Genomic DNA, 21,751 nt, shown 5'->3' on the forward strand with positions numbered 1-21,751 from the left:
AACCTCACTCCGTCACTACCCGTCCCCCGAGCATGGTCAGTTCCGACCGTACGCTGAGCAACTCCGGACCCGCAGCGGTGACCGGATCGTGGGCGAACACCGCCAGGTCGGCGAGGGAACCGACACGGAGGGTTCCCTTGACGGACTCCGCGTGTTCCAGCCACGCCGGGCCGGTGGTCCACAGGCGCAGCGCTTCCTCCCTGGTCAGCGGGTTGGCCACCGTGGAGAAGGCGTTCGGGCCGGGCAGGCCGGTGAAGGTCGCGACGCCTCGGCGCCAGTCCGGCACGGTCACCGGGGCGTCCGAGCTGTCGGCGACCGCCACGCCGTGGTCCAGCAGGGCTCGCGCGGGGAAGGCGTCGGCCCACCGCTCCTCGCCCAGCACGCGGACCATGGACGGGCCGCTGTAGGTCCGCATCAGCGAACTGGTGATGACCCCGATTCCGGACCGCGCCAGGCGGGAGAGCACGGCGGTGGACAAGAAGGTGCCGTGGATCAGGGCGTGCCGCGCTTCCGGCCAGGGGTCGACGGTCTGGGCCGCCTCGATCGCGTCGACTACCGCGTCCGCGGCCCGGTCCCCGGTCACGTGGACTTGCACGCGCACCCGCCGGACGTGGGCGGCCAGGATCAGTTCGTGCAGCTCACGCACGCGCGCGTCGTCGTCGGGGCCGAAGGTCACCAGGCTTCCGTGCCCGCCGGACGGGTACGCCGAGTGCATCCACGCGGTGCAGTGCGTCGGCACGCCGTCGGCGAACAGTTTGATGCCGCCGATCCGCAGCAGGTCGTCGCCGACCGAGAAATCCGTCTCGTCCAGCAGTTCCGCCAGCGAGGCGGCGGACGTCGCCGGCGACGGCCAGTTCCAATGCAGCAGCGCGGTGATCCGCATCCGCAGCCGGCCGGCGGCGTGCAGGTCCCGGTAGTCCTGCCACAGGTCCGGCGGGACGATCGGATCGGTCACGCTCGTCATCCCGAGGGCGTTCAACCGTTCCATGCTGCGCACGATCGAATCCAGCCGGACCGACCGGCTCGGCTTCGGCACCAGCGAGGCGACCAGTTCCTGTGCGCTTTCCACGAGCACCCCGGTCGGCTCGCCGGCGGCGTCACGCACGATCTCCCCGGCTTCCGGGTCCGGTGTCGCCGCGGTGATCCCGGCCCGCGCGAGCGCCGCGCTGTTCGCCCACACCTCGTGGGACGACGCGTGATGCAGCACCGTCGGTTGGGAGCCAGTCGCGCCGTCGAGCCAGGCACGGGTCGGCACCGCTCGGCCATCGGCGAATTCGGCGATCGTCGTTTCCCGCCAGCCGCGGCCGACGATCCACTCCCCCGGTGGCGCACCCGCCAACGCACGGGCTACCGCGGAAAGATCCGAGGCGGCCGAAAGGTCCACGCAGAACTCCGGACCGGCGGCGGCGTGGAAAGCCAGGTGCAAATGCGCGTCGTTCAGTCCAGGAAGGACAGTCCGGCCCGCCAGTTCGACGACCCGCGCGTCCGGCGCGGCCGCGGCGGAAACCGTCTCGTCGTCGCCGACCGCGGCGATCCGGCCGTCCGACACCAGCACCGCGGAAACGGTCCCGACTGCCGGATCGAACGTCCGGACCACTCCTCCGCGCAGCAGCACATCCTCGGTCATACCGCCGCCAATTCCGGGACGTCGGCGCTCGGCACCACGGCCTGGTGCTCCGGATGCCAGGCCGCGATCACCTCGTCCCCGGGCCGATGATCGTGCGCGACCCCGGCCGACAGCACCGCACACCCGCGCGCACCGTCGGAATACCGCAGCCAAATCCGCGTGTGGTCGCCGACGTACACGATGTCGGTCACCTGCGCGCTCGCCCGCTGGTGTCCACTCGGGACAGGATCTGAGGAAGTGTGCAGGGTCAACCTTTCCGGCCGCACGATCGTCACCTCCCCCGCCGTCAGCGACAACGCATTGGACTCCCCGACGAACTGCGCGACGAACAACGTCTCCGGCCGCTCGTACAATTCCTCCGGGGTGCCGACCTGTTCGATCCGGCCGTCGTTGAACACCGCGATCCGGTCCGACAACGTCAGCGCCTCCTGCTGGTCGTGCGTCACGAAGAGGAACGTCATGCCCAATTCCCGGTGCATGCGCGCGATTTCCCGCTGCAACTGATCGCGCAGCTTCTTGTCCAGCGCACCCAAAGGCTCGTCCATCAGCAACGCGCGCGGTTCGTATACCACCGCTCGCGCCAGAGCGACGCGCTGCTGCTGGCCGCCGGAAAGCTGGCGCGGCAACCGATCCCGCACCGCCGACAATCCGACCAGGTCCAGCACGTCGTCCACCCGCCGTGCGATCTCCGGCTTCGGCACCTTGCGCTGCGTCAGTCCAAACGCGACATTGCGCGCCACCGACATGTGCGGGAAAAGCGCGTATTGCTGGAAAACCACCCCGAGGTTCCGCCGGTGCGGTTTGAGCCGCGAGATCTCCTGACCGTCCACAGTGATCGATCCGGACGTGAGCGGGGTGAATCCGGCGATCATCGACAGCATGGTCGTCTTGCCCGAACCGGACGGGCCGAGGAAGGTCATGAACTCGCCGTCGGCGATGTGCAGCGAAACGTCGTCCACTGCAGGCCGGTCGACGCCGGGGTACGCCTTCGTCACGTGTGCGGTCGCGATTCCGTCAGTCATGATTGCTCTTTTCGGCGCAGAACGGCGGGGACGAACAGCAGGATGGTGGTGAACACGACGATCAGGCTCGACGCGGCGGCGATCGTCGGGTCGATTTCCAGCACGATCGATTCGTACATTTTCACCGGCAGCGTCTTGATCGCGGGCGTCTGCAGGAACAGCGCGACCACGACCTCGTCGAACGACGTGGCGAAGGCGAACACGAAACCGGACAGCACGCCGGGCGCGATGATCGGGAGCACGACCTTGCGCACCGTCGTCCAGCGCGGCGCGCCGAGGCTCGCCGCGGCCTTCTCCATGATCGGGTCGTATCCGGCGAGGCTGGTCTGCACCGAGGTGAGCACGAACGGCAGCCCCAGCACCGCGTGCGCCAGCACGAAACCGAGCATCGTGCCGTTCAGCTGCCAGCGCAGGAAGACGCCGTAAATCGCGACCGCCACGACGATGCCGGGCAGGATCATCGGAGCCATCAGCAGCTGCCGGACGATGCCCCTCCCCCGCCGCATCCGGTCGAGCGCCAGCGCGGCCGCCACGCCGAGCACGGTCGCCAGCGCCGCGGCGAGCACCCCGACCTGGACCGAATTCGCCAGTGCGGCCAGCCATTGCTTGCTGGTGAAGAACTCCGCGTACCAGTGCCACGACCAGTCCTTCGGCGGGAACTCGAACGTCGAGCCCGCGCCGAAGCTCATCGGGATCACCACGAGCGTCGGTGCGACGAGCACGAACGCGACGAGCGCGACCCACACGCGCAGGCCCCAGCCGAGGCTCCGCTGCCGCACCGCGGCGGCCCTGCTGATGGACGGATTGTCAGCCACGGTCGGCACCTCCAGCCGCACTGGTGCCCAGCGGCGCGGCCACGCGGCTGAGCACGGCGAGCACCACGAGCGTGACGACCAGGAGGATCGTCCCGAGCGCGCCGGCGCCCGCGAAGTCCAGCAGGTCGTTGACCTGGGTGCCGATCACCTGCGCGACCAGCGCCTGCTGCGGCGTGCCGAGCAGCGCCGGGGTGATGTAGAAGCCCAGCGACATGATGAACACCACCGACACCCCCGCCAGCACGCCCGGCATCGACAGCGGCACGTACACCCGCAGGAACGCGACCGGACGCCGCGCGCCGAGGCTGCCCGCCGCGTGCAGCAGGCTGCGGTCGATGCTCAGCATCGAACTTTGCAGCGGCAGCACCATGAACGGCAGCATCACCTGCACCATCGCGACCGTCACGCCAGCCACCGAACCCAGCAGCACAACCCCGTCGATGCCGATCGCCGACAGCACCCGGTCGATGACGCCGCCGCGCTGTTCGAGCACGTACCAGGCGAAGTTGCGCGCCATCAGGCTGGTCCAGAACGGCATCAGCACCAGCAGCGTCAGCACCGACCGGGCGCGACGGCCGACGAGCGTCATCGCATACGCGTAGGGATAGGCGATGACGAGCGTCGCCACGGTGATGATCAGCGCGGTCCGCAAAGTCCGCAGCAGCACGCGGATCTGCACCTCGTCGCCGAGCACCGCCAGGTAATTGCCGACCCCGAACGACGGTTCGGTGAAGCTCCGCCACAGGATCACGGCGAGCGGGTAGAAGAAGAACACCAGCACCACCGCCGCGGCGGGGAGCAGCAGCCACGAGGTCCGCCGTTTTTCGCGCCCGGCCCGCGGCGCGGCCGGGACGCGGGTCGCCACGGCGGTCATCCGGTCGTCCAATCCGACCACGCCTTCACCAGCTCGGGCCGGTTCGCCGCCCAATAGCGCACGTTGCTGAGCACTCGCAAGTCCTCCTTGCCCTCGCCCCAGATGTCGAGCTGGCGGCCGATCTCCGAACGGGCGGCGGGGGCGGCCGTGTTGGCCGGTCCCACGCCCGCCCGCGCGGCGAAGTCCGCCGCTTGCGCCGGTTGCGAGGCGAAGCGGATGAGCTTCTTCGCCTCCTCGGCGCGTGCCGTCCCCTTCGGCACCACCAGGACATCCCAGGTCACCGGAACTGGGATGTCAGGCACCACTTTCCAGTTCGTCGCACCGGCCTTGAGCAGCGAGAACGCCCGCGCGCTGACGATCAGCGCCATGTCCGCCTGCCCGCCGGCCATGCGCTGCTGCTGGTCGCCGTACGTGCTGCTGATGGCCAGCTGCGGCCGGATCCGGTCGTACATCCGCAGCGCGCGGCGCATGTCGAGCGGATACAGCTTGTCCCGCGGCACTCCGTCGGCCAGCAGCGCGGCCTCGATCGTGCCGACGCTCGGGTCGCCGCCGTAGATGATGCGGCGTCCGGGGAACTGCTTCGGGTCGAAGAAATCCGCGAGTTTCGTCGGCGGATGCTTGCCGTAGACCTTCGAGTCGTACATCAGCATCATGCCGAAGAACGCGTCCGGCACCCCGCAGTCGGTGAGCGAGCCCTCCGGGAACCCGGAAGCCTGCGCGCCCATGTCGACGGGTTCGAGCAGGCTCCCGCACACGGCGGCGGCAGCGGACGCGTCGGTGTCGACGACGTCCCAGGTCACCTTCCCCGCCTCGACCATCGCCTTGAGCTTGGCGTTGCTCGACGGGCCGTCGAGGGTGACCGTCGTCCCGGTCTGCTTCTCGTAGGGGTCGAGCCACGCGGCGCGCTGGCCCGCCTGGTACGCGCCTTGGCCGTAGGAAACGAACACGAGCGAGTTCGGCCCGCCTTCGGAAATCGCGCAGCCGGCGGTGGTGAGCAGAAGCGCGGCGGACAACAGCGTCGGTATCCGGCGTCTCATGGCTCCTCCGTTCAGCTCGCCGCGGCGGCGACGTGCTTGCACAGCACGTCGGCCAAAGTGTCGATCTGGTCCTCGGTGATCACGAGCGGCGGGGACAGCACGATGCTGGTCCCGGACGCGCGGACCACCACGCCGTCCGCGCGGCAGCCCGCCTGCACCGGTGCGGTGGGCCGGTCCGCGAACTCGATGCCGAGCATCAGGCCGACCCCGCGGACCTCGCGCACGTGCGGCAGCTCGGCGAGCGGGTCGAGCCGCTCGCGCAGCCGGGCCCCGAGGACAGTGGCGCGTTCGAGCAGGTTCTCCTTTTCGATCAGGTCGAGGTTCGCCAGCGCGACCGCGGAGCCGACCGGGTGGCCGTTGTAGGTGAAGCCGTGCAGGAACGCAGCGCCTTCGGCGAGCTCCAGCACCCTCCGTCCAATGAGGACCGCACCCATCGGAATGTACCCGCTGGTGAGTCCCTTCGCGGTGACGATCATGTCCGGCTCGATGCCGAAGTGCTCGCTGCCGAACCAGTGCCCGGTGCGGCCGAACGCAGTCACGATCTCGTCCACGATCAGCAGAATTCCGTGTCGCCGCAACACTTCCTGCACGCGCGGCCAGTAATCCTCCGGCGGCGGAACCATCCCGCCGACGCCGAGCACCGGTTCCCCGATGAACGCGGCGATCCGATGTGGACCGATCTCTTCGATCCGCTTCTCCAGCTCGGCCACGAGGATGTCTGTCGCGTGGGGACCGTGCTCGATGCCGTGCGGTTTGCCGAGCCATTCGACGTCCGGCAGCAGCGGACCGTACCCGGCGCGCAGGCCTTCAATGCCAGTCGCGGCCAGCGAGGCGCCGCCCATGCCGTGGTAACCGCCATGTCGTGCCAGCACCACCGTGCGCTCCGGGGAACCGGCGTGGTGGAAGGCGAGACGAGCGAGTTTGATCGCGGTTTCGTTGCCTTCCGAACCGCCGTTGGTGAGGAAAACGCGTTCCAGACCCGCCGGGGCGAGCGACAGGAGGCGTTCGGCGAGGCGGATCGACGGGGCGTTGGAGTAGTCGCCGAAGGACGAGTAGAACTCCAGCTTGCGGATCTGCTCGGCGGCGACGTCGGCGATTTTGGCACGGCCGTGGCCGACCGGGCACTGCCACAGGCCGCAGGTGCCGTCGATGTACTGGTTGCCTTCGGTGTCCCAGAGCAGCGCGCCTTCGCCGCGGTCGAGGACGAGCGGTTCGGCGGGGTCGCCGATGACGGTGTGCGGGTGGATGAGGGTGCGCTGATCGGCAGCGGCGAGTTCAGCGGTGGTCAACGCGGATTCCTTTCGGGGAGCGGTTCAGAACCGCAGAGCGACTGCTTTGGTCTCGGTGTAGGCATCGATGCCTTCGGCACCGCCTTCGCGTTCCTGGCCGGAGTTCTTCTGGCCGCCGAACGGCAGTTCCGGACGCACCGGCGCCGGGTCGTTGACGCCGAACACGCCGAAATCGAGCCGGTCGAGCGTGCGCCAGATGCGGCGCAGATCGGTGCCGAACACGTAGGAGGCGAGGCCGTAATCGGTGGAGTTGGCGAGTTCGACGGCCTCGTCGTCGGTGCGGAAGGCCGACACCGCGAGCACCGGGCCGAACGTTTCCTCGCGGCTGATGAGCATGTCCGGGGTGACGCCGTCCAGCACGGTGGGCTCGAAGAAATGGCCCGGCAGCGCGGGATCCGTCCACCGGTTGCCGCCGACGAGCACGCGCGCGCCCTTGCCGACCGCGTCCGCCACCTGGTTCTCCACCTTCGCCAGTCCGGCCTCGTCGATCAGCGGACCGACGTTGGTGCCTTCGGCGTCGCCCCGGCCGACCTTCAGCGCGCTGGTTTTCTTTTCGATCAAGGAAAGCAGGTCGTCGCGGACGCTTTCGTGGACGTACAGCCGGTTCACTGCGGTGCAGCTTTGCCCGGCGTTGAAGAACTTCCCGGTGACGACGCCCGCCGCGGCCGCTTCGAGGTCGGCGTCCTCGAACACGATCGCCGGCGAGTGCCCGCCCATTTCGAGCGACGTGCGGCGGAGGATGTCGCCGGTCTGTCGCAGCAGGCCCAATCCGACCTCGGTGGAGCCGGTGAAGCTGACCTTGCGCAGCCGCCGGTCGGCCAGCAATTCTCCGACGAGTTCCGCGGGCCGCGTGGTGGTCAGCGACTGCAGCACCCCGGCGGGCAAACCGGTGTCCTGCACGATTTCCAGCAGCGCGGTGGCGATCAGCGGGGTCTGCTCGGCCGGCTTCGCGATCACCGGACAGCCCGCCGCGAGCGCGAGCCCGACCTTGCGAATCAGCATGCTGGCCGGGAAGTTCCACGGCGTGATCGCGAGCACCGGGCCGACCGGCGAGCGCAGCACGAGACCGGGACCAGCCGCGTTCGCCGGGGTGACCCGCCCGTACGCGCGGCGGCCCTCCTCCGCGGCCCACTCCAGCATCCGGGCGGCCCCAGCCAGTTCGCCGTTCGCCTCGGCGAGCGGTTTCCCGTTCTCGCGGCTCAGCAACGCGGCCAGTTCTCCTTGCCGGGCACGGATTCCGGCGGCCGCGGCGCGCAGATGGCCGCTGCGGGTCTCCGGATCGGTGTCCGCCCAGCCGCGGGCGGCGCGCGCGGCCGCGGCCAGTGCGTCCCGCGCCTGCTCGGGCCCCGCGTCGGCGGCCTGGCCGAGGACGGCGAGGCTCGCGGGGTCGACGACGTCGAACGTCGCCGGGGCGGAATGCCAGCGGCCGTCGATCAGCAAGGTCGCGGCGGCGGTGTCGGGCATCGGGTACGCCTTTCGGTTCGGCGGCTTCGGGATGCGCCGAGTCTGACCCCTAGGTGTTGATTAAGTCAACACCTGAGCGACGACGAAATTTCCGGATAGGACAGTGGGAAGTTCTTGCGGCGCAACGGTATCCGGCAACACTTCGACCCCGGCGGCGTCGAGCGCGGCCGGGGCGAGAGTCGGGGTTCGGTTAACGCGCGGCCGCGAGCAGGCCGCGCAGGGCTTCGAGCGCCGGGCCCGGATCGACGTCCGGATCCGCCGCCTGGTGCAGGAACATTCCGTCGAGGGCGTAGAACACGAGCTGGGCCAGCCCGCCGTCGGCCGACAGTTCCTTGCCGACCGCGGCGAGATAGCCGTCGTAGAGCCGCCGCACGACCGGCCGCAGTTCGGGCCGCCGCGCCGCTTCCACGACCAGCTGGTACTGGAACACTTGCAGGTCCGCGCTGTCCCGGAACCGCTGGCGCACCTCGGGACCGTCCGCGTAGACGCCGGTGCGGGCGCCGATCAGGCCGTTCTCCGCGCTTTCCTCCAGCACCAGGTCCAAAGAGGACTGGAGGAGGTCGTCGATCGAGGAGAAATGATGCTGGACCGCGCCGGTGGTGCAGCCCGCCGCCCGCGCGACCGCACGGTAGGTGAGGCCGCGCAGCCCGTCGGAAGCGACCACGCCGACCGCCGCCCGGCGCAGGGCGAGCTTCGTCCCGGTCGGGTCGTCCGCGGTTCCGGACCGGCTCATCCGCACCTCCTCGGCTCCGTCCGGGCGAGCGTACATTACATCTGTAATGTGAACCAGAGCGAAGGGTGCCCCGAAGACAACTAGCGAGCTGCAACGGCTTCCGGTCAGGCTTTTACGGCCGCCAACGCGGCGAGCATCCGCTCCCGCGTCGGCACGTCAAGACGGCAGGCGTCCCCTGCCACCGGCCCAGGCGTGCCCATCACGTCGACCCCGTCGACCAGGATCGTCGGCGAACGGTAGCTGCCGACGCGTTCGACGACCGCCGCGTCGAGGCCGCTCTCGGCGAGGCACTCGGCCACCAGCGACCGGGCCGCTTCGGCGTTCGGGCAGTCCGGGGCGGTCAGCAGTTCCACCCGCGTCCCGCGGATCTCCGGCCCCGGTGCGCACATGAGCCCAGCCTAGGCGGAAATCCGTCCTTGACAATCCGCTTCCGGAAAAAGCTAGGGTGGCCCAGGACGTCGAAAGCCACAGCCCGGTAGGTAGTCCGGGCGGCGCGCCGCGCTCGTACCCGCACCTTTCCGGTGCGTCCAGCACGTCCCCTCGTTCCGTACTCAGAAGGGGAATTCGCGGTGCCCGGAAACTTCGCGTCCTGATCATCGGCGGCGGCATCGGCGGGCTCGCGCTCGCACAGGGATTGCACCGCGCCGGGGTTGCCGTCGCAGTCCGCGAACGTGACATCTCAGCAGCCGGCCGGTTGCAGGGGTATCGCCTGCGGCTCGACCCGCACGGCCTCGACGCGCTGGACCGGCTGCTTCCTGCTCATCTCAGCCGGGCGATCTGGGATGCCAGTTCGACACCGTCGCGTACCAGTTACCTCACCGGGACGCCGCCGGAGGAACCGGTCGAACGCAATGTCTCGATCAACCGGCGCACATTGCGCGAGATCCTTCTGCACGGGCTGGACGACGTCGTCGAGTTCGGCCGCGAATGCACCGGGTACCGCCTGGACGACACCGTCACCGCGACGTTCGCCGACGGATCCACCGCTTCAGCGGACGTCTTGGTCGCCGCCGACGGCGTGAATTCGGTTATCCGACGCCAATACCTGCCGCACGCCCGCGTCGTGGACACCGGTGTGCGCATCATGTACGGCCGCTTCCCGCTCACCCGCGAGACCGCCGAACTGATCCCCGACGAGTGGTTCGGGATTTACCGCGGGCTCTTCGGCCCGGACCTCCAGCACATCGGCATCGCCCCAGTCCACTCCCGGCGTCCGCCGTCGCTGCCAGGGCTCACCGACACCAGCGACTACGTGATGTGCTTGTTCGCCGCGCGCACCGAACTGCTGCCGTGCTCCGACGACGAACTCCGCGCCGCGACCGGGCGCGAGTTGCGGAACATGACGGTTTCGTTGGCCCACAAGTGGAATCCGAAGGCCAGCGAACTGCTGGCCCTCGCCGATCCCGAGACGCTGTTCCCGATCTTCATGCGCACCAGCGTGCCGGTCGAGCCGTGGCCGACCACGCCGGTGACCCTGCTCGGCGACGCGATCCACGCGATGAGCCCGGCAGTCGGCGTCGGCGCGAACACCGCCCTGCGCGACGCCGAGCTGCTCGCCAGGAAGCTCACCGAGACCGACCTCCTCCCCGCGCTGCGGGAATACGAGACCGAGATGATCAGCTACGGCTTCGACGCGGTCCGGACGTCCGCGAAGTTCGGTGCGCTGCGGATGGGCCAGCCCCCGCTCACGCGGGCTTGAGCAGCGGCACGTCCCGGCACACTTCGCGGAACCCGACGCCGTAATACAACTCCCGCGCCGACGGATGTCCAGGCGCGCCAAGACAAGCAACCGTCGCGTGGGCAGCTCCGGCTGCCCGCGCGCGGTCCATCCCGTGCAGCAGCATCGCTCTGCCCAGTCCCCGCCGCCGGTAGTCCGGATGGGTGCCGACCGGCTCGAACTCAACGGTCTTGTTCGCCTCGTCCAGCCACATGATCGTGGACGCCGCCATCGTTCCGTCCGGCGCTTCGACCAGGACATGCAGGTCGCCGCGATACGCCGGGGTCGCGCGGACGCCCTCGTAGCCTTCCAGCGTGTACGCGGTCACGCCCCACGCGTCCACATGCGCCCGCACAGCCGCCTCCGGACCGGCTTCGGCGGCGGTGCGGAAGCGGAAACCGTCCGGCAGGACGGGCGTTTCGAGCACCTCGAGGTCGCGTTCGTTCAGCTGCGTCCAGGATCCGGTGTCGCCGAGGCCGTCCGGATCGGGCCCGTAGCCGTGCGCCGCCCAGCGTTCCAGGCCGAACTTGTCGGCCGCGCCGGGGAGCACGGTGCGTTCGAGGCCGTCCGAGGTGGCGTCGAACCAGTCGATCACGTCGTCGACCAGCCCGGCGTGGTCGGGATGGACCTGATATGCCAGGTAAGCACCGGTGACGTCTTTGACCGAGCCGTCGTTGAGCCGCACGCTCCGGGGCAGTTGCGCCCAGCCCCACGCGACGAGGTCGTCGCCGGCGAACCACAGCCGGCGGACCCAGCTCGCGCCTTGTGCGGCGTGCCCTTTGCCCCAGTTCCAGGCCAGCTCGCCGTAGGAGGCGTCGCTGTTGACGAGTTCCGGGCGCACGGCAGTGATCCGCTGCGCGAGTTCCTGCATGAGCAGCACGTCCGCGGCGGTCAGCAGATCGGTCATGGCCGGACTCTGTCAGGCGGACGGCCGGGCGTCGACCGGTTTTCCGCCGCAACGGCGGATCACCGCGTCGGCGAGCAGGTCCGTCGGGTCCAGCACCCCGGTCGCGTTTCCCGCCACCAGCGGGAGTTCGGTGCACGCCAGCACCGACAACGGCACGTCGACCTCCGCCAGCGCCCGGTCGAAATGTGCCGCTCCAGCGGCGAGGTCGCCGCGTTTCACCGCCGCCACCGCTGCGTCGACTTCCCGCTGCCCCGCCTCGGACGGCACCACCCACTCGACCTCGGGCACTCGCCGTTGGTACAGCCCGGCGGCGATCGTCCCGCGAGTGCCGAGCAGGCCGACCGGACCCGTCCGTCCGGCGAGGAAGTCCGCCGTTTCCGCGACCATGTCCACGAACGGCACCCCGCTGTCCGCGGCCAGCCGGGGCAGGAAGAAATGCGCGGTGTGGCAGGGCACGGCGAGCACGGACGCGCCGAGATCGCGCAGTTTTTCCGCCCCGGCAAGCAAAGCCGGATACGGGTCGGTGCTCCCGTCGAGCACCGCGGCGACCCGGTCCGGCACCGTCGGGTCGGCCCAGATCGCCACTCGAAGGTGGTCCTGGTCGCGCTCCGCGACCGTGCGCGCGATGAGCTTCGCGTAGAACTCCGCGGTCGCCGCGGGACCCATGCCGCCGAGGACGCCCGCGATCACTGGAACGCGGACCGGTAGCCGAACAGCCCGGCGACGCCGCCGGTGTGCACGAAGACGACGCGGTCGGTCGCGGCGAACCGGCCTTCCGCGATCCCGCCGAGCAGGCCGGCGAAGCCCTTCCCCGAGTACACCGGGTCCAGCAGGATTCCTTCGGTCTCGGCGAGCAGCCGCACCGCGTCGACCATGGACGGGGTCGGCACGCCGTAGCCCTCGCCGACCCAGCGGTCGTCCACCAGCACATCGTCACGGGAAACCTCGGTCCCGATCAGCTCCGCCGTCCGGACGGCCAGCCCGTGCACCGCGTCGATCTGCCGGGCTTCCGGCTGCCGCACGCTGACGCCGAGCACCCGCGCCGGGCTGTGCACCGCGCTCAATCCGGCGACGAGCCCGGCCTGCGTGCCGGTGCTGCCGGTCGCGTGCACTACCCAGTCGACGGGGACCGGCGCGGCGTCCAGCTCCAGCGCGCACTGGACGTATCCGAGGGCGCCGATCGGATTCGACCCGCCGCCCGGGATCACGTACGGCCGCCGTCCCTCCGCGCGCAGTTTCGCTGCCACGTCTTCCATCGCCGCTGACATATCAGTTCCGGCCGGTACCCGGTCCACGATGTCGGCGCCGAGCAATTCGTCGAGGAACACATTGCCGGAGTTCTCGTACTCCTCGTCGCGCACCTGCCGCTGTTCCAGCAGCAGTTTGCAGGCCAGTCCGGCGCGCGCGGCGGCCGCAGCGGTCTGCCGGGCGTGGTTCGACTGCGTCGCGCCCTGGGTGATCAGCGTGTCGGCACCCTGCGCGAGCGCGTCGCCGACGAGAAATTCCAGCTTGCGCGTTTTGTTGCCACCGGTCGCCAAACCCGTGCAGTCGTCGCGTTTGATCCAGAGGTCCGGTACGTCCCGGTGGCGTTCGCGCAATCGCGCGGTGAGCCGGTCCAGCGGTTCGAGCGGGGTCGGGAAATGTCCGAGCGGGAAGCGGGCGAAGCGCGTCGTCTGTACCACGGACGCCATCGTGCTTCCCGCGCCCGGCCGCTGTCCACCGCGTCCATTACGGATGCAGTTCGGCCCGGATCACCCGCGCCGCCCGTGCCAGCCGCTCCCCGATCGCGTCGATGTCCGCCGGACCGGTCAGGTACACCACCGCGAGCGCGGCCGGATGCTGCCCGGGCACCGCGAGCGGCACCGCGATCGACGACAGCCCGGGGATCACCTCGTCATGACTGGTCTCGTACGGTGCCGTCCCCCCGCGCAGCTGCTGCAGGATCGCGCGACCCGGCGCGCCGTCGGTGATCGGATGCCGGCTGCCCGGCCGCTGCGCCACCGCCGCCGTCGCCTGCCGCGGTTCGACGCTGGCCAGCGTGACCACGGAATCCTCGCCGTCGAGCGTCGCGAGGAACGCCGTCATGCCGAGTTCGTTCGCGAGCACGGTCAGCTCGGGCAGCGCGGTCGACTGAAGATCGCGGGAAACGTTGCGCGCCAACGCCGCCAGCCGCGCCCCCAGTTCCAGTTCGCCGTTCGCGCCGCGCACGACCAGCCCGTGGTCCTCGAGCGTGCGCACGATGCGGTAGGTGATCGACCGGTGCAGCCCGAGCCGCGAGGCCAGCTCGCCGATCGACAGCGGCGCGCCGGCCTCGGCGAGCACTTCGAGCGCGGTGAGCCCGCGCGACAACGTCTGCGACCCGGCCGCTTGCTTGGCTTCCGTCACGACTCGGTCCTTCCCCGCGGGGTCTTGTGCACCGGCGCGGCCCACCCTAGCATCGTTGTACTCAATAATTGAACAACGAGTTCTATTATCGAACACGGTCCCCTCTGGTGCTCACAGTGAGGTGAGGAAATCCATGCAGTTCCACCACCACGGCTACGTTTCCGGCGAACCGCGCGTCCTGCCCGCCGCCGGAACCGGAATCGACCGGCCCGCGGAACTGCCGGACGAGGTCGACGTGCTGATCGTGGGCACCGGCCCCGCGGGCATGATCACCGCCGCGCAGCTGTCCCGGTTCCCGCACGTCACCACGCGCATCGTCGAACGCCGCGGCGGACGGCTCGAGGTCGGGCAGGCGGACGGGATCCAGGCGCGCAGCGTCGAGACGTTCCAGGCCTTCGGTTTCGCGAACCGGATCGTCGAGGAGGCGTACCGGATCACCACGATGTCGTTCTGGAAGCCCGATCCCGCCGATCCGAAGCGCATCGTCCGCTCGTCGCGCGTGCCCGACGACCCCACCGGGATCAGCGAATTCCCGCATCTCATCGTCAACCAGGCCCGGGTGCAGGACTATTTCGCCGAGTACATGGCCCATTCGCCGAGCCGGATGACGCCCGATTTCGGCCTGGAATTCCAGTCGCTCACCATTACTGAGGGCGACGAATACCCGGTTACCGTCACGCTGCGGCACACCGCCGGCCCGCGCACCGGCGAGGATCGCGTAGTCCGGGCCAAATACGTGGTCGGCTGCGACGGAGCCCGCAGCGCGGTGCGCGAATCGATCGGCCGGCAACTCGTCGGCGACCAGGCTTTGCACGCGTGGGGCGTGATGGACGTCCTCGCCGTCACCGATTTCCCGGACATCCGCACGAAATGCGCCATCCAGTCCCACGACGGCGGCAATATCCTGCTGATCCCGCGCGAGGGCGGCACATTGTTCCGGATGTATGTCGATCTGGGCGAGGTGTCCGAGGACGACCACGGCGCCGTGCGGAAGACGACGATCGACCAGATCATCGCGCGCGCCAACGCGATCATGAGTCCGTACACTGTGGACGTCAAGAACGTGGCCTGGCACAGCGTGTACGAGGTCGGCCATCGTCTCACCGACAAATTCGACGACGTTCCCGTCGGCGACACCCGGCTCCCGCGCGTCTTCATCACCGGCGACGCCTGCCACACGCACAGCGCGAAAGCCGGGCAGGGCATGAACGTCTCGATGCAGGACGGGTTCAACATCGGCTGGAAACTGGGCCACGTGCTCGACGGCCGCGGTCCCGCTTCGCTGCTGGCCACCTATTCCGCGGAACGCCAGCTGATCGCGAAAAACCTCATCGACTTCGACAAGGAATGGTCGACCCTCATGGCGGCCCGGCCGGAGGACCTGGCCGATCCGGCGGAGCTGGAAGAGTTCTACGTGAAGACCTTCGAGTTCCCGTCCGGTTTCATGACGTGCTACCAGCCTTCGGTGCTCATCGCCTCGCCGGAACACCAGGAATTGGCGACCGGGTTCCCGATCGGCAAACGGTTCAAATCGGCTCCCGTCACGCGAGTGTGCGACGCGAACACGGTCCACTTAGGACATCACGCCCAGGCCGACGGCCGGTGGCGCGTCTACGTCTTCGGACCCGCCGCTCCGGTGGCGGATTTCGCCGACTGGCTGGGGAATTCCCCGGACTCCCCGGTCGTGGCCCACACGCCGAAGAACCTGGACGTCGACGCTTGGTTCGACGTGAAGGTGATCTACCCGCGGCCGTACGAGGAGGTCGATCTCGGCGAGGTCCCGGAGATCTTCCTGCCCCGCACCGGTCCGTTCTCGCTGATCGACTACGAGAAGGTCTATGCGTCCGAAGACATCTTCGCCGACCGCGGCATCTCGCCCGGCGGTGCGGTAGTGGTGGTCCGGCCGGACCAGTACGTCGCGAACGTCCTTCCCCTCACCGCTACCGCCGAGCTGGCCGCGTTCTTCGCGCCGATCTTCAGCGCCGAGTAGCCGGGGAAGGCTCGGCGGGACAGAAGCGGTCCCGCGCCGGGAAGTTCCCGCCGACCAGGTACGCCGTCGTCGTGTCGTTGAGGCAGTGGTTCGCGCCCGCACCGTAAGCGACGTGTCCGCCCTGGTCGGCGGTGACCATCCGGGCCCGGGCGCCGAACGCCCAGCGCGTGCGCAACGCCCCGGGCAACGGCGTCGCCGGGTCGCGAAGGTTCTGCACCATCAGCACGTCGGCCGGTCCTTGGCCGGTGATCCGCACCTTCTGCTCCACCGGCGCGGGCCAGTACGCACACGCCCGGATGTTGGCGGCGTAAGCGCCGTACATCGGATACCGCGCCCGGTCGATCTCGACGTTGCGCTGATAGGTCCGCACCGACGTCGGCCACTGCGAATCCCCGCAGATCACCCCGAGGTACCCGACGGGGAAGCTGCCGCGATCGCCGGTCGCCTTCGCGGCGGCTCCGGGGAGCGGCTGATGCGTGTCGAGCAGATGCCAATACGTGGCCAGCTCAGGGAAACTGGCGTCGTTCCGGATTTCCCCGGACGTGAAGCCGCGGAACGCCGTCCCGTCGAACCCGGACTCCGGCTTGCGGTCCAGCCGGTCGGCCAGCTCGTAGTACTTCTTCGTGACCGCCGCCGGAGTGGTGCCCAGGTGATAGTCCTGGTCGTGCTTCGCGGCGAAGTTGGCGAAGTCGGGGAACCGCTGCTGGAAACCCATGCCCTGCGCGCGCAACGCCTCGACGTCGTATCCCTCCGGCGGCAAGCTGCTGTCCAGCACGATCCGGTCGCTGCGGTCCGGGAACAGCGTCGTGTACACCGCGCCGAGGTAGGTGCCGTACGACTCGCCGTAATAGGAAATCTTCGCCTCCCCCAAGGCTTCCCGGATCCGGTCCATGTCCCGCGCCGTGTTCGCGGTGGTGATGAACGGCAACAGATCGGCAGTCTCGGAGGTCGTGCACTGCTTGGCGATCCGCTTCGCCAACTCGGCCGACTTCGCCACGTCCGCCGGGTTGTGCGGATAGGGCGGGTTGGCCGCGAGCGTCTTGTCCGCGTCGTTCAGGCCGCAGGTCAACCCCGCGCTGGAGCCGATCCCGCGCGGATCGAAGCCGACGATGTCATAGCTGTCCCGCACCGCCTGCGGAAACGGCAGCAGTGCCGGGACGCGCGACCCGGCGAGACCCGGCCCGCCCGGGTTGACCAGCAGCACCCCGCGCCGCTTCTCCGGCTTCGCCGCGGGCAGCCGGGACACCGCGAGGTCGATCGTCCGCCCGTCCGGATGCCGGTAGTCCAGCGGAACGGTCACGGTCGAACACTGCAGGCCGGGTTGTCCTGGGCAGGCGCTCCACCGCGGCCCGGCCGAAGCGGGGGCAGCCGAAACCACCCCCGCCAGCACCGCGACGGCAAGCGCGATCGGCATGGTCTTTCGCATCAGCTCTCCTCTTCGCATCGGAATCGCTGATTCACCACACCAGCCGCCGCCGGGCCGGACCCCTGCCATTTGTCACCCCCGCAGCACGGCGGCGAGCCCCTCCCGCAGATCCCGGACGAAGTACTCCGGCACTTCCAGCGACGGGAAATGCCCGCCGCGTTCCGGCACGCGCCACCGGACGATCTGGCGGAACCGCTCCCGCGCCCAGGGACGCGGGGTCTTCTCCGTGTCGCGGGGGTACATGGTGATCGCCGCCGGAACGTCCACGCGAAGCTCGGGGTCCAGCGAATTGTGGCTCTCGTAGTAGATCCGGGCCGCCGACGCCCCGGAGCGCGTCAGCCAATACAGCGTGACGTCGTCCAGAACGCGATCCCGGGAAATCGTCTCGAACGGACTGTCCTCGGTGTCCGACCATTCCGCGAATTTGTCCACGAGCCAGGCGAGCAGCCCGACCGGCGAGTCGACGAGCGAGTACCCGATGGTCTGCGGCTCGGTCGCCTGGAGTTTCGCGTAGGCCCCGCGCCGCCGCCAGAACTGGCGGGTTTCCTCGGTCCACCGGCGCTCGTCCGCGGTCAGGCCGTCCGTCGGCAGCCCGGGCGGGGCTTCCGCGAACAGCGTGTGGACGCCGAGAACCCGCTCCGGGAACCGGCCGGCGAGAATCGTGGTGATATTGCCGCCCCAGTCGCCGCCGTGGGCCAGGAACTGGCGATATCCGAGCCGGTCCATCAATTCCACCCACGCGGCCGCGATCTTTTCCGTGCCCCATCCCGTCGTGGCCGGTTTGTCGCTGTACCCGTATCCGGGCAAGGACGGGATTACGACGTGAAACGCCGGCGCGCTGGCGTCTTCGGGATCCGCCAGGTCGTCCACGATGTCGACGAACTCCGCGACGCTGCCCGGCCAGCCGTGCGTCAAGATCAGCGGGACGGCGTCCGCGCGCGGGGACCGGCGGTGCAGGAAGTGGATCCCCAGCCCGTCGATGACCGTCCGGAACTGGCCGATCCGGTCAAGGCGCGCCTCGAACGCGCGCCAGTCGTACTCGGTGCGCCAGTAGTGCACGAGGTCGACCAGGTCGGCGAGCGGAACGCCCTGGTCCCAGCGTCGGGGGCCGCGCACCGTCTCGGCCTCCGGAAGCCTCGCCGCGGCCAGCCGCGCCCGGAGATCGTCGAGGTCAGCGTCGGTCGCCCGGGCTTCGAATGCTGCTACTTCGCTGGTCAGAGCGGTCATGGGTCCTCCTCGGGTCGTTGGAACCGGCTTAGACGGTTCTAGCAGCCGCCCGCGTCCGAGCGCAACCGGCTAAGCTGGTTCCATGCCTGCCGCGTTCCCTGACTTCCGCCTCGGCACCGTGCTCGCGACCAGCTTCACGGCGACCCTGACCGAGCGCCGCGGCGATTCCGTCGAGCGCATTCCCGTCCCGCAGCGGCTCGCCGATTGGCTGGCAGTGAGCGGCCTCGCCGTGGAGTCCTGCACCGACGAGCAACTCGAGCTCGCCCGGGAACTGCGGGAGTCGATTCACGCCGCCGCGACTGCTGCCGCGCTCCAGGAGCCGCTCCCCGCCGCCGCGGTCGAGATCATCAATGCCCGCAGCGCGCAGGGCCAGGCGTCGGCGGTCCTGACGCCGGACGGCAAACGGCGCTGGCAGCTCAACTCGCCCACCGCCGTGGAGGATGCCCTCGGAGTGATCGCTGCCGACGCGATCAGCATCATTTCTGGCGAACGGGACGGCAAACTCGCCTTGTGCGCCTCGCCGACCTGCCAGGCCGCGTTCTTCGACACCAGCCAGAGCCGCACCCGCAGATGGTGCGACATGAACACGTGCGGGAACCGGCAGAAGAAGGCGCGCTTCAATGCGAACCGCGCCGCGGCGAAGTGAGCAGCTTGCGCGGCCGGTCCCTGTTGGACATCCGAGCTAAAGCTCGCAATGTAGGGGTGACCAGCGAAAACCTGGCTCCCTTTTCTCGCCGGATGACCACTGTCGGGGAACTGTAAGCCGCCCGTCGCCGCAGCGAATTCCCCACGGTTCCGCGCTCGCCCGCGTCACCTGTCCACGTCCTCGGTCCCGCCGATGGCGGACGCCCCGGAATTGTCGGTCCCCGGATTTACCATGGCGGGCACATCCGAGGAGGTGTGCACATGCGGGACGCCGTGCTGGAGGCTGCGAGGTTCCTGACCGCCGGACGCACCCGGCAGCTCACGCTCGAGGACGTGGCCGACCACGTCCGCTACAGCCCGTTCCACCTGGCGCGCGCGTTCGAGCGGGAGATCGGCCTGCCGCCGGGGAAATTCCTTGCCGCGCAACGGTTCCAGCTCGCCAAGGAGTTGCTGCTGGACACCGGTGAAAAAGTGGTCGACATCTGCCACGAGGTCGGGTTCTCCGCGCCGGGCACGTTCACCACGAGGTTCACCGCGGCGGTCGGCGTGAGCCCGCACCGGTTCCGGCAGCTGCCCGGCCTCCTCGCCGAGCACCCGCCGGAACCGGTGCGGGTCGCGGGCCCGGATTGCGCGGGCGGAGCCGTCACCGGCCGCGCGCTGCTGAGTCCGGCGGCGGTCGCCGCGCTCGACGGAGCCCCGGCGGTCTATGTCGGACTGTTCGCCGCGTCGTCCGCGCGCGGCGTGCCCGTCAGCGGCTCGCTCCTGGGGCCGGATCTGGAGTTCACGCTCGTCGACGTACCCGCCGGCACCTACCGGCTGCTGGCGTGCGCGCTGCCGTCAGCCGCCGATCCGCGCGCGCAGCTCGCGCCGAGCGTGCAGGCGGTCGGCTCGGCTGCCCGGCCGGTGCGGATCCGGGCCGGGCCGGTACCGCTGCGCCAGGACGTCCGGCTCGACGTCGCGCCCTCGTGGTCGCCTCCGGTGCTGGTCGCGCTGCCCCCGCTGGCGTCGGAGGGAGCGCAAGAATGGAGAGGCGGCGCGCGGCTGGCGAGATTAGGTTGAACCAGGTCACAGGGCCGTTGTCAGGGAGAAAGCATGCCTGGAGTTCGAGTATTGGTCGGCACCCGCAAGGGCGCGTTCATCCTCACCTCGGACGAGGGCCGCACGCGCTGGGAGGTCGACGGGCCGCACTTCGGCGGCTGGGAGGTCTACCATCTCGCCGGCTCGCCCGCGGATCCCGACCGGCTGTACGCGTCGCAGTCCACGTCGTGGTTCGGTCAGCTGATCCAGCGTTCCGACGACGGCGGGAAGACCTGGAACCAGGTCGACCACGACTTCGCCTACGAGGGCGGGGCGGGCGACCACCTCTGGTACGACGGAACGCCGAAACCGTGGGAGTTCACGCGGATCTGGCACCTGGAACCGTCGCTGACCGACCCGGACACGGTGTACGCGGGAGCGCAGGACGCGGCGCTGTACCGCAGCACCGACGGCGGGAAGAGCTGGCGCGAGCTCACCGGGCTGCGCAAGCACACGTCCGGCCCGGGCTGGCAGCCGGGCGCGGGCGGGCTGTGCCTGCACACGATCATCCTCGACCCGCAGAACTCGAAGCGGATGTTCGCCGCGATCTCCGCCGCGGGCGCGTTCCGCAGCGACGACAGCGGCGAAACCTGGCAGCCGATCAACCGCGGCCTGCACTCCGACGGCATCCCGGACCCGGACGCCGAGGTCGGGCACTGCGTGCACCGGATCGCCCTGCACCCGTCCCGGCCGGACGTGCTGTTCATGCAGAAGCACTGGGACGTCATGCGCTCGGACGACGCGGGCGAACACTGGCGGGAGATCAGCGGCAACCTGCCGAGCGACTTCGGCTTCCCGATCGCCGTGCACCCGCACGAACCGGAAACGGTGTACGTGGTCCCGATCCACAGCGATTCCGAGCACTACCCGCCGGAGGGCAAGCTGCGCGTGTACCGCAGCCGCACCGGCGGCAACGAATGGGAACCGCTCACCGCGGGCCTGCCACAGGAGAACTGCTACGTGAACATCCTGCGCGACGCGATGGCCGTCGACACCTGCGACGAGGCAGGCATCTACTTCGGCACCACCGGCGGACAGGTCTACGCGTCGAACAACGCGGGCGACAGCTGGACCCCGATCGTGCGCGACCTGCCCGCGGTGTGCTCGGTCGAGGTGCAAACCCTGCGATGACCACCGTCGTGCGCGTCAAGCTGCCCACGCACCTGCGCCGCCTGGCGAAGGTCGAAGGCGAAATCCAGCTGCCGGTAGAAGACCCGCCGACGCGAGACGCCCTGCTGGACGCACTGGAACGCGCGTACCCGCAACTGCGCGGCACGGTCCGCGACACGACCACCGGCAAACGCCGGGCGTTCGTCCGGTTCTTCGCGTGCGAGGAAGACCTGTCGAACACCGCCCCGGACACCGCCCTGCCCGCCCCGGTCCTCTCCGGAGCCGAACCGTTCCTCATCATCGGAGCCATGGCAGGCGGCTGACCACGAACCACCGGCCGAGGGGAAGGACCCCAGGCCTCGGTGCGTCCCGGGGGCGCACCGAGGCCAGGGGCTCACGCGTGCTG

Annotated in this window: 21 protein-coding genes; 6 read left to right on the forward strand and 15 right to left on the reverse strand. The window is 69.7% G+C overall.

The features are described from left to right. Positions 1 to 4: 4 nt before the first annotated feature. From EIZ45_RS32965 to EIZ45_RS33005, 9 genes are all read right to left on the reverse strand, one after another. Positions 5 to 1,627, reverse strand: a complete 1,623-nt coding sequence (locus EIZ45_RS32965) for an amidohydrolase (RefSeq protein WP_134666666.1) — start codon at positions 1,625 to 1,627, stop codon at positions 5 to 7. Continuing rightward, a complete protein-coding gene (locus EIZ45_RS32970) occupies positions 1,624 to 2,649 on the reverse strand; it encodes an ABC transporter ATP-binding protein (RefSeq protein ID WP_134666664.1) in 1,026 nt (341 codons plus the stop codon). The genes EIZ45_RS32965 and EIZ45_RS32970 overlap by 4 nt, the downstream gene beginning before the upstream one ends. Then, positions 2,646 to 3,464 carry an ABC transporter permease gene (locus EIZ45_RS32975; RefSeq protein ID WP_134666662.1) on the reverse strand — a complete coding sequence of 273 codons (819 nt, stop codon included), beginning with the start codon at positions 3,462 to 3,464 and terminating at the stop codon, positions 2,646 to 2,648. Before EIZ45_RS32975 ends, EIZ45_RS32970 begins: the two co-directional genes overlap by 4 nt. Then, positions 3,457 to 4,359, reverse strand: coding sequence for an ABC transporter permease (locus EIZ45_RS32980; RefSeq protein WP_240690784.1), 903 nt, complete (start codon positions 4,357 to 4,359; stop codon positions 3,457 to 3,459). Before EIZ45_RS32980 ends, EIZ45_RS32975 begins: the two co-directional genes overlap by 8 nt. Further along, on the reverse strand, positions 4,335 to 5,375 hold the full coding sequence (locus EIZ45_RS32985) for an extracellular solute-binding protein (RefSeq protein ID WP_134666660.1): 1,041 nt from the start codon (positions 5,373 to 5,375) through the stop codon (positions 4,335 to 4,337). Before EIZ45_RS32985 ends, EIZ45_RS32980 begins: the two co-directional genes overlap by 25 nt. Positions 5,376 to 5,386: 11 nt before the next feature. Continuing rightward, the gene (locus EIZ45_RS32990; RefSeq protein ID WP_134666658.1) at positions 5,387 to 6,664 is read right to left on the reverse strand and encodes an aspartate aminotransferase family protein; all 1,278 of its coding nucleotides are present in this window, start codon (positions 6,662 to 6,664) and stop codon (positions 5,387 to 5,389) included. Between the two features lie 24 nt (positions 6,665 to 6,688). Further along, a complete protein-coding gene (locus tag EIZ45_RS32995; protein ID WP_134666656.1) occupies positions 6,689 to 8,128 on the reverse strand; it encodes an aldehyde dehydrogenase family protein in 1,440 nt (479 codons plus the stop codon). 190 nt (positions 8,129 to 8,318) lie between these two features. Beyond that, positions 8,319 to 8,861: a TetR/AcrR family transcriptional regulator gene (locus EIZ45_RS33000; RefSeq protein WP_051729766.1), complete on the reverse strand. Its 543-nt coding sequence runs from the start codon at positions 8,859 to 8,861 to the stop codon at positions 8,319 to 8,321. A gap of 104 nt (positions 8,862 to 8,965) precedes the next feature. Next, positions 8,966 to 9,250 carry an alkylmercury lyase gene (locus tag EIZ45_RS33005; protein ID WP_134666653.1) on the reverse strand — a complete coding sequence of 95 codons (285 nt, stop codon included), beginning with the start codon at positions 9,248 to 9,250 and terminating at the stop codon, positions 8,966 to 8,968. Between the two features lie 56 nt (positions 9,251 to 9,306). Here EIZ45_RS33005 and EIZ45_RS33010 point away from each other — a divergent pair, with 56 nt between their 5' ends. Beyond that, positions 9,307 to 10,560, forward strand: coding sequence for an NAD(P)/FAD-dependent oxidoreductase (locus tag EIZ45_RS33010; protein WP_240690783.1), 1,254 nt, complete (start codon positions 9,307 to 9,309; stop codon positions 10,558 to 10,560). Here EIZ45_RS33010 and EIZ45_RS33015 read toward each other — a convergent pair. From EIZ45_RS33015 to EIZ45_RS33030, 4 genes are read right to left on the reverse strand one after another with little or no spacing between them, the layout of a single operon-like run. After that, positions 10,547 to 11,485 carry a GNAT family N-acetyltransferase gene (locus tag EIZ45_RS33015; RefSeq protein ID WP_134666651.1) on the reverse strand — a complete coding sequence of 313 codons (939 nt, stop codon included), beginning with the start codon at positions 11,483 to 11,485 and terminating at the stop codon, positions 10,547 to 10,549. The genes EIZ45_RS33010 and EIZ45_RS33015 overlap by 14 nt on opposite strands. 12 nt (positions 11,486 to 11,497) lie before the next feature. Next, positions 11,498 to 12,175, reverse strand: a complete 678-nt coding sequence (locus tag EIZ45_RS33020; protein ID WP_134666649.1) for an aspartate/glutamate racemase family protein — start codon at positions 12,173 to 12,175, stop codon at positions 11,498 to 11,500. Next, entirely contained in the window at positions 12,172 to 13,176 is a 1,005-nt protein-coding gene (locus EIZ45_RS33025) for a D-cysteine desulfhydrase (RefSeq protein ID WP_134666647.1), read from the reverse strand. Before EIZ45_RS33025 ends, EIZ45_RS33020 begins: the two co-directional genes overlap by 4 nt. Positions 13,177 to 13,213: 37 nt before the next feature. After that, entirely contained in the window at positions 13,214 to 13,870 is a 657-nt protein-coding gene (locus tag EIZ45_RS33030; protein ID WP_134666645.1) for an IclR family transcriptional regulator, read from the reverse strand. A 133-nt stretch (positions 13,871 to 14,003) separates the two neighbouring features. Here EIZ45_RS33030 and EIZ45_RS33035 point away from each other — a divergent pair, with 133 nt between their 5' ends. After that, positions 14,004 to 15,860 carry an FAD-binding monooxygenase gene (locus EIZ45_RS33035; protein WP_134666643.1) on the forward strand — a complete coding sequence of 619 codons (1,857 nt, stop codon included), beginning with the start codon at positions 14,004 to 14,006 and terminating at the stop codon, positions 15,858 to 15,860. Here the strand turns inward: EIZ45_RS33035 and EIZ45_RS33040 are convergent. Together EIZ45_RS33040 and EIZ45_RS33045 are read right to left on the reverse strand one after the other, a co-directional pair. Beyond that, a complete protein-coding gene (locus EIZ45_RS33040; protein WP_134666641.1) occupies positions 15,847 to 17,286 on the reverse strand; it encodes an alpha/beta hydrolase in 1,440 nt (479 codons plus the stop codon). The two genes, EIZ45_RS33035 and EIZ45_RS33040, sit on opposite strands and share 14 nt — an antisense overlap. Before the next feature lie 72 nt (positions 17,287 to 17,358). After that, positions 17,359 to 18,513, reverse strand: coding sequence for an epoxide hydrolase family protein (locus tag EIZ45_RS33045; protein ID WP_134666639.1), 1,155 nt, complete (start codon positions 18,511 to 18,513; stop codon positions 17,359 to 17,361). 82 nt (positions 18,514 to 18,595) lie between these two features. Between EIZ45_RS33045 and EIZ45_RS33050 the strand changes: the two genes are divergently transcribed. The 4 genes from EIZ45_RS33050 to EIZ45_RS33065 all read left to right on the forward strand — a co-directional run bounded on the left by EIZ45_RS33050 (position 18,596) and on the right by EIZ45_RS33065 (position 21,668). Beyond that, entirely contained in the window at positions 18,596 to 19,159 is a 564-nt protein-coding gene (locus tag EIZ45_RS33050; protein WP_037819717.1) for an ABATE domain-containing protein, read from the forward strand. Between the two features lie 260 nt (positions 19,160 to 19,419). After that, positions 19,420 to 20,217 (forward strand): helix-turn-helix transcriptional regulator, encoded by a 798-nt coding sequence (locus EIZ45_RS33055; protein WP_037819720.1) that lies wholly within the window; start codon positions 19,420 to 19,422, stop codon positions 20,215 to 20,217. 33 nt (positions 20,218 to 20,250) lie between these two features. Further along, entirely contained in the window at positions 20,251 to 21,366 is a 1,116-nt protein-coding gene (locus tag EIZ45_RS33060) for a sialidase family protein (protein ID WP_037819727.1), read from the forward strand. After that, positions 21,363 to 21,668 carry a MoaD/ThiS family protein gene (locus tag EIZ45_RS33065; protein ID WP_037819729.1) on the forward strand — a complete coding sequence of 102 codons (306 nt, stop codon included), beginning with the start codon at positions 21,363 to 21,365 and terminating at the stop codon, positions 21,666 to 21,668. The genes EIZ45_RS33060 and EIZ45_RS33065 overlap by 4 nt, the downstream gene beginning before the upstream one ends. Positions 21,669 to 21,751 lie beyond the last annotated feature (83 nt).

This window comes from Amycolatopsis sp. CFH S0740 (assembly GCF_004522315.1).
Taxonomy (GTDB): Bacteria; Actinomycetota; Actinomycetes; order Mycobacteriales; family Pseudonocardiaceae; genus Amycolatopsis; species Amycolatopsis nivea.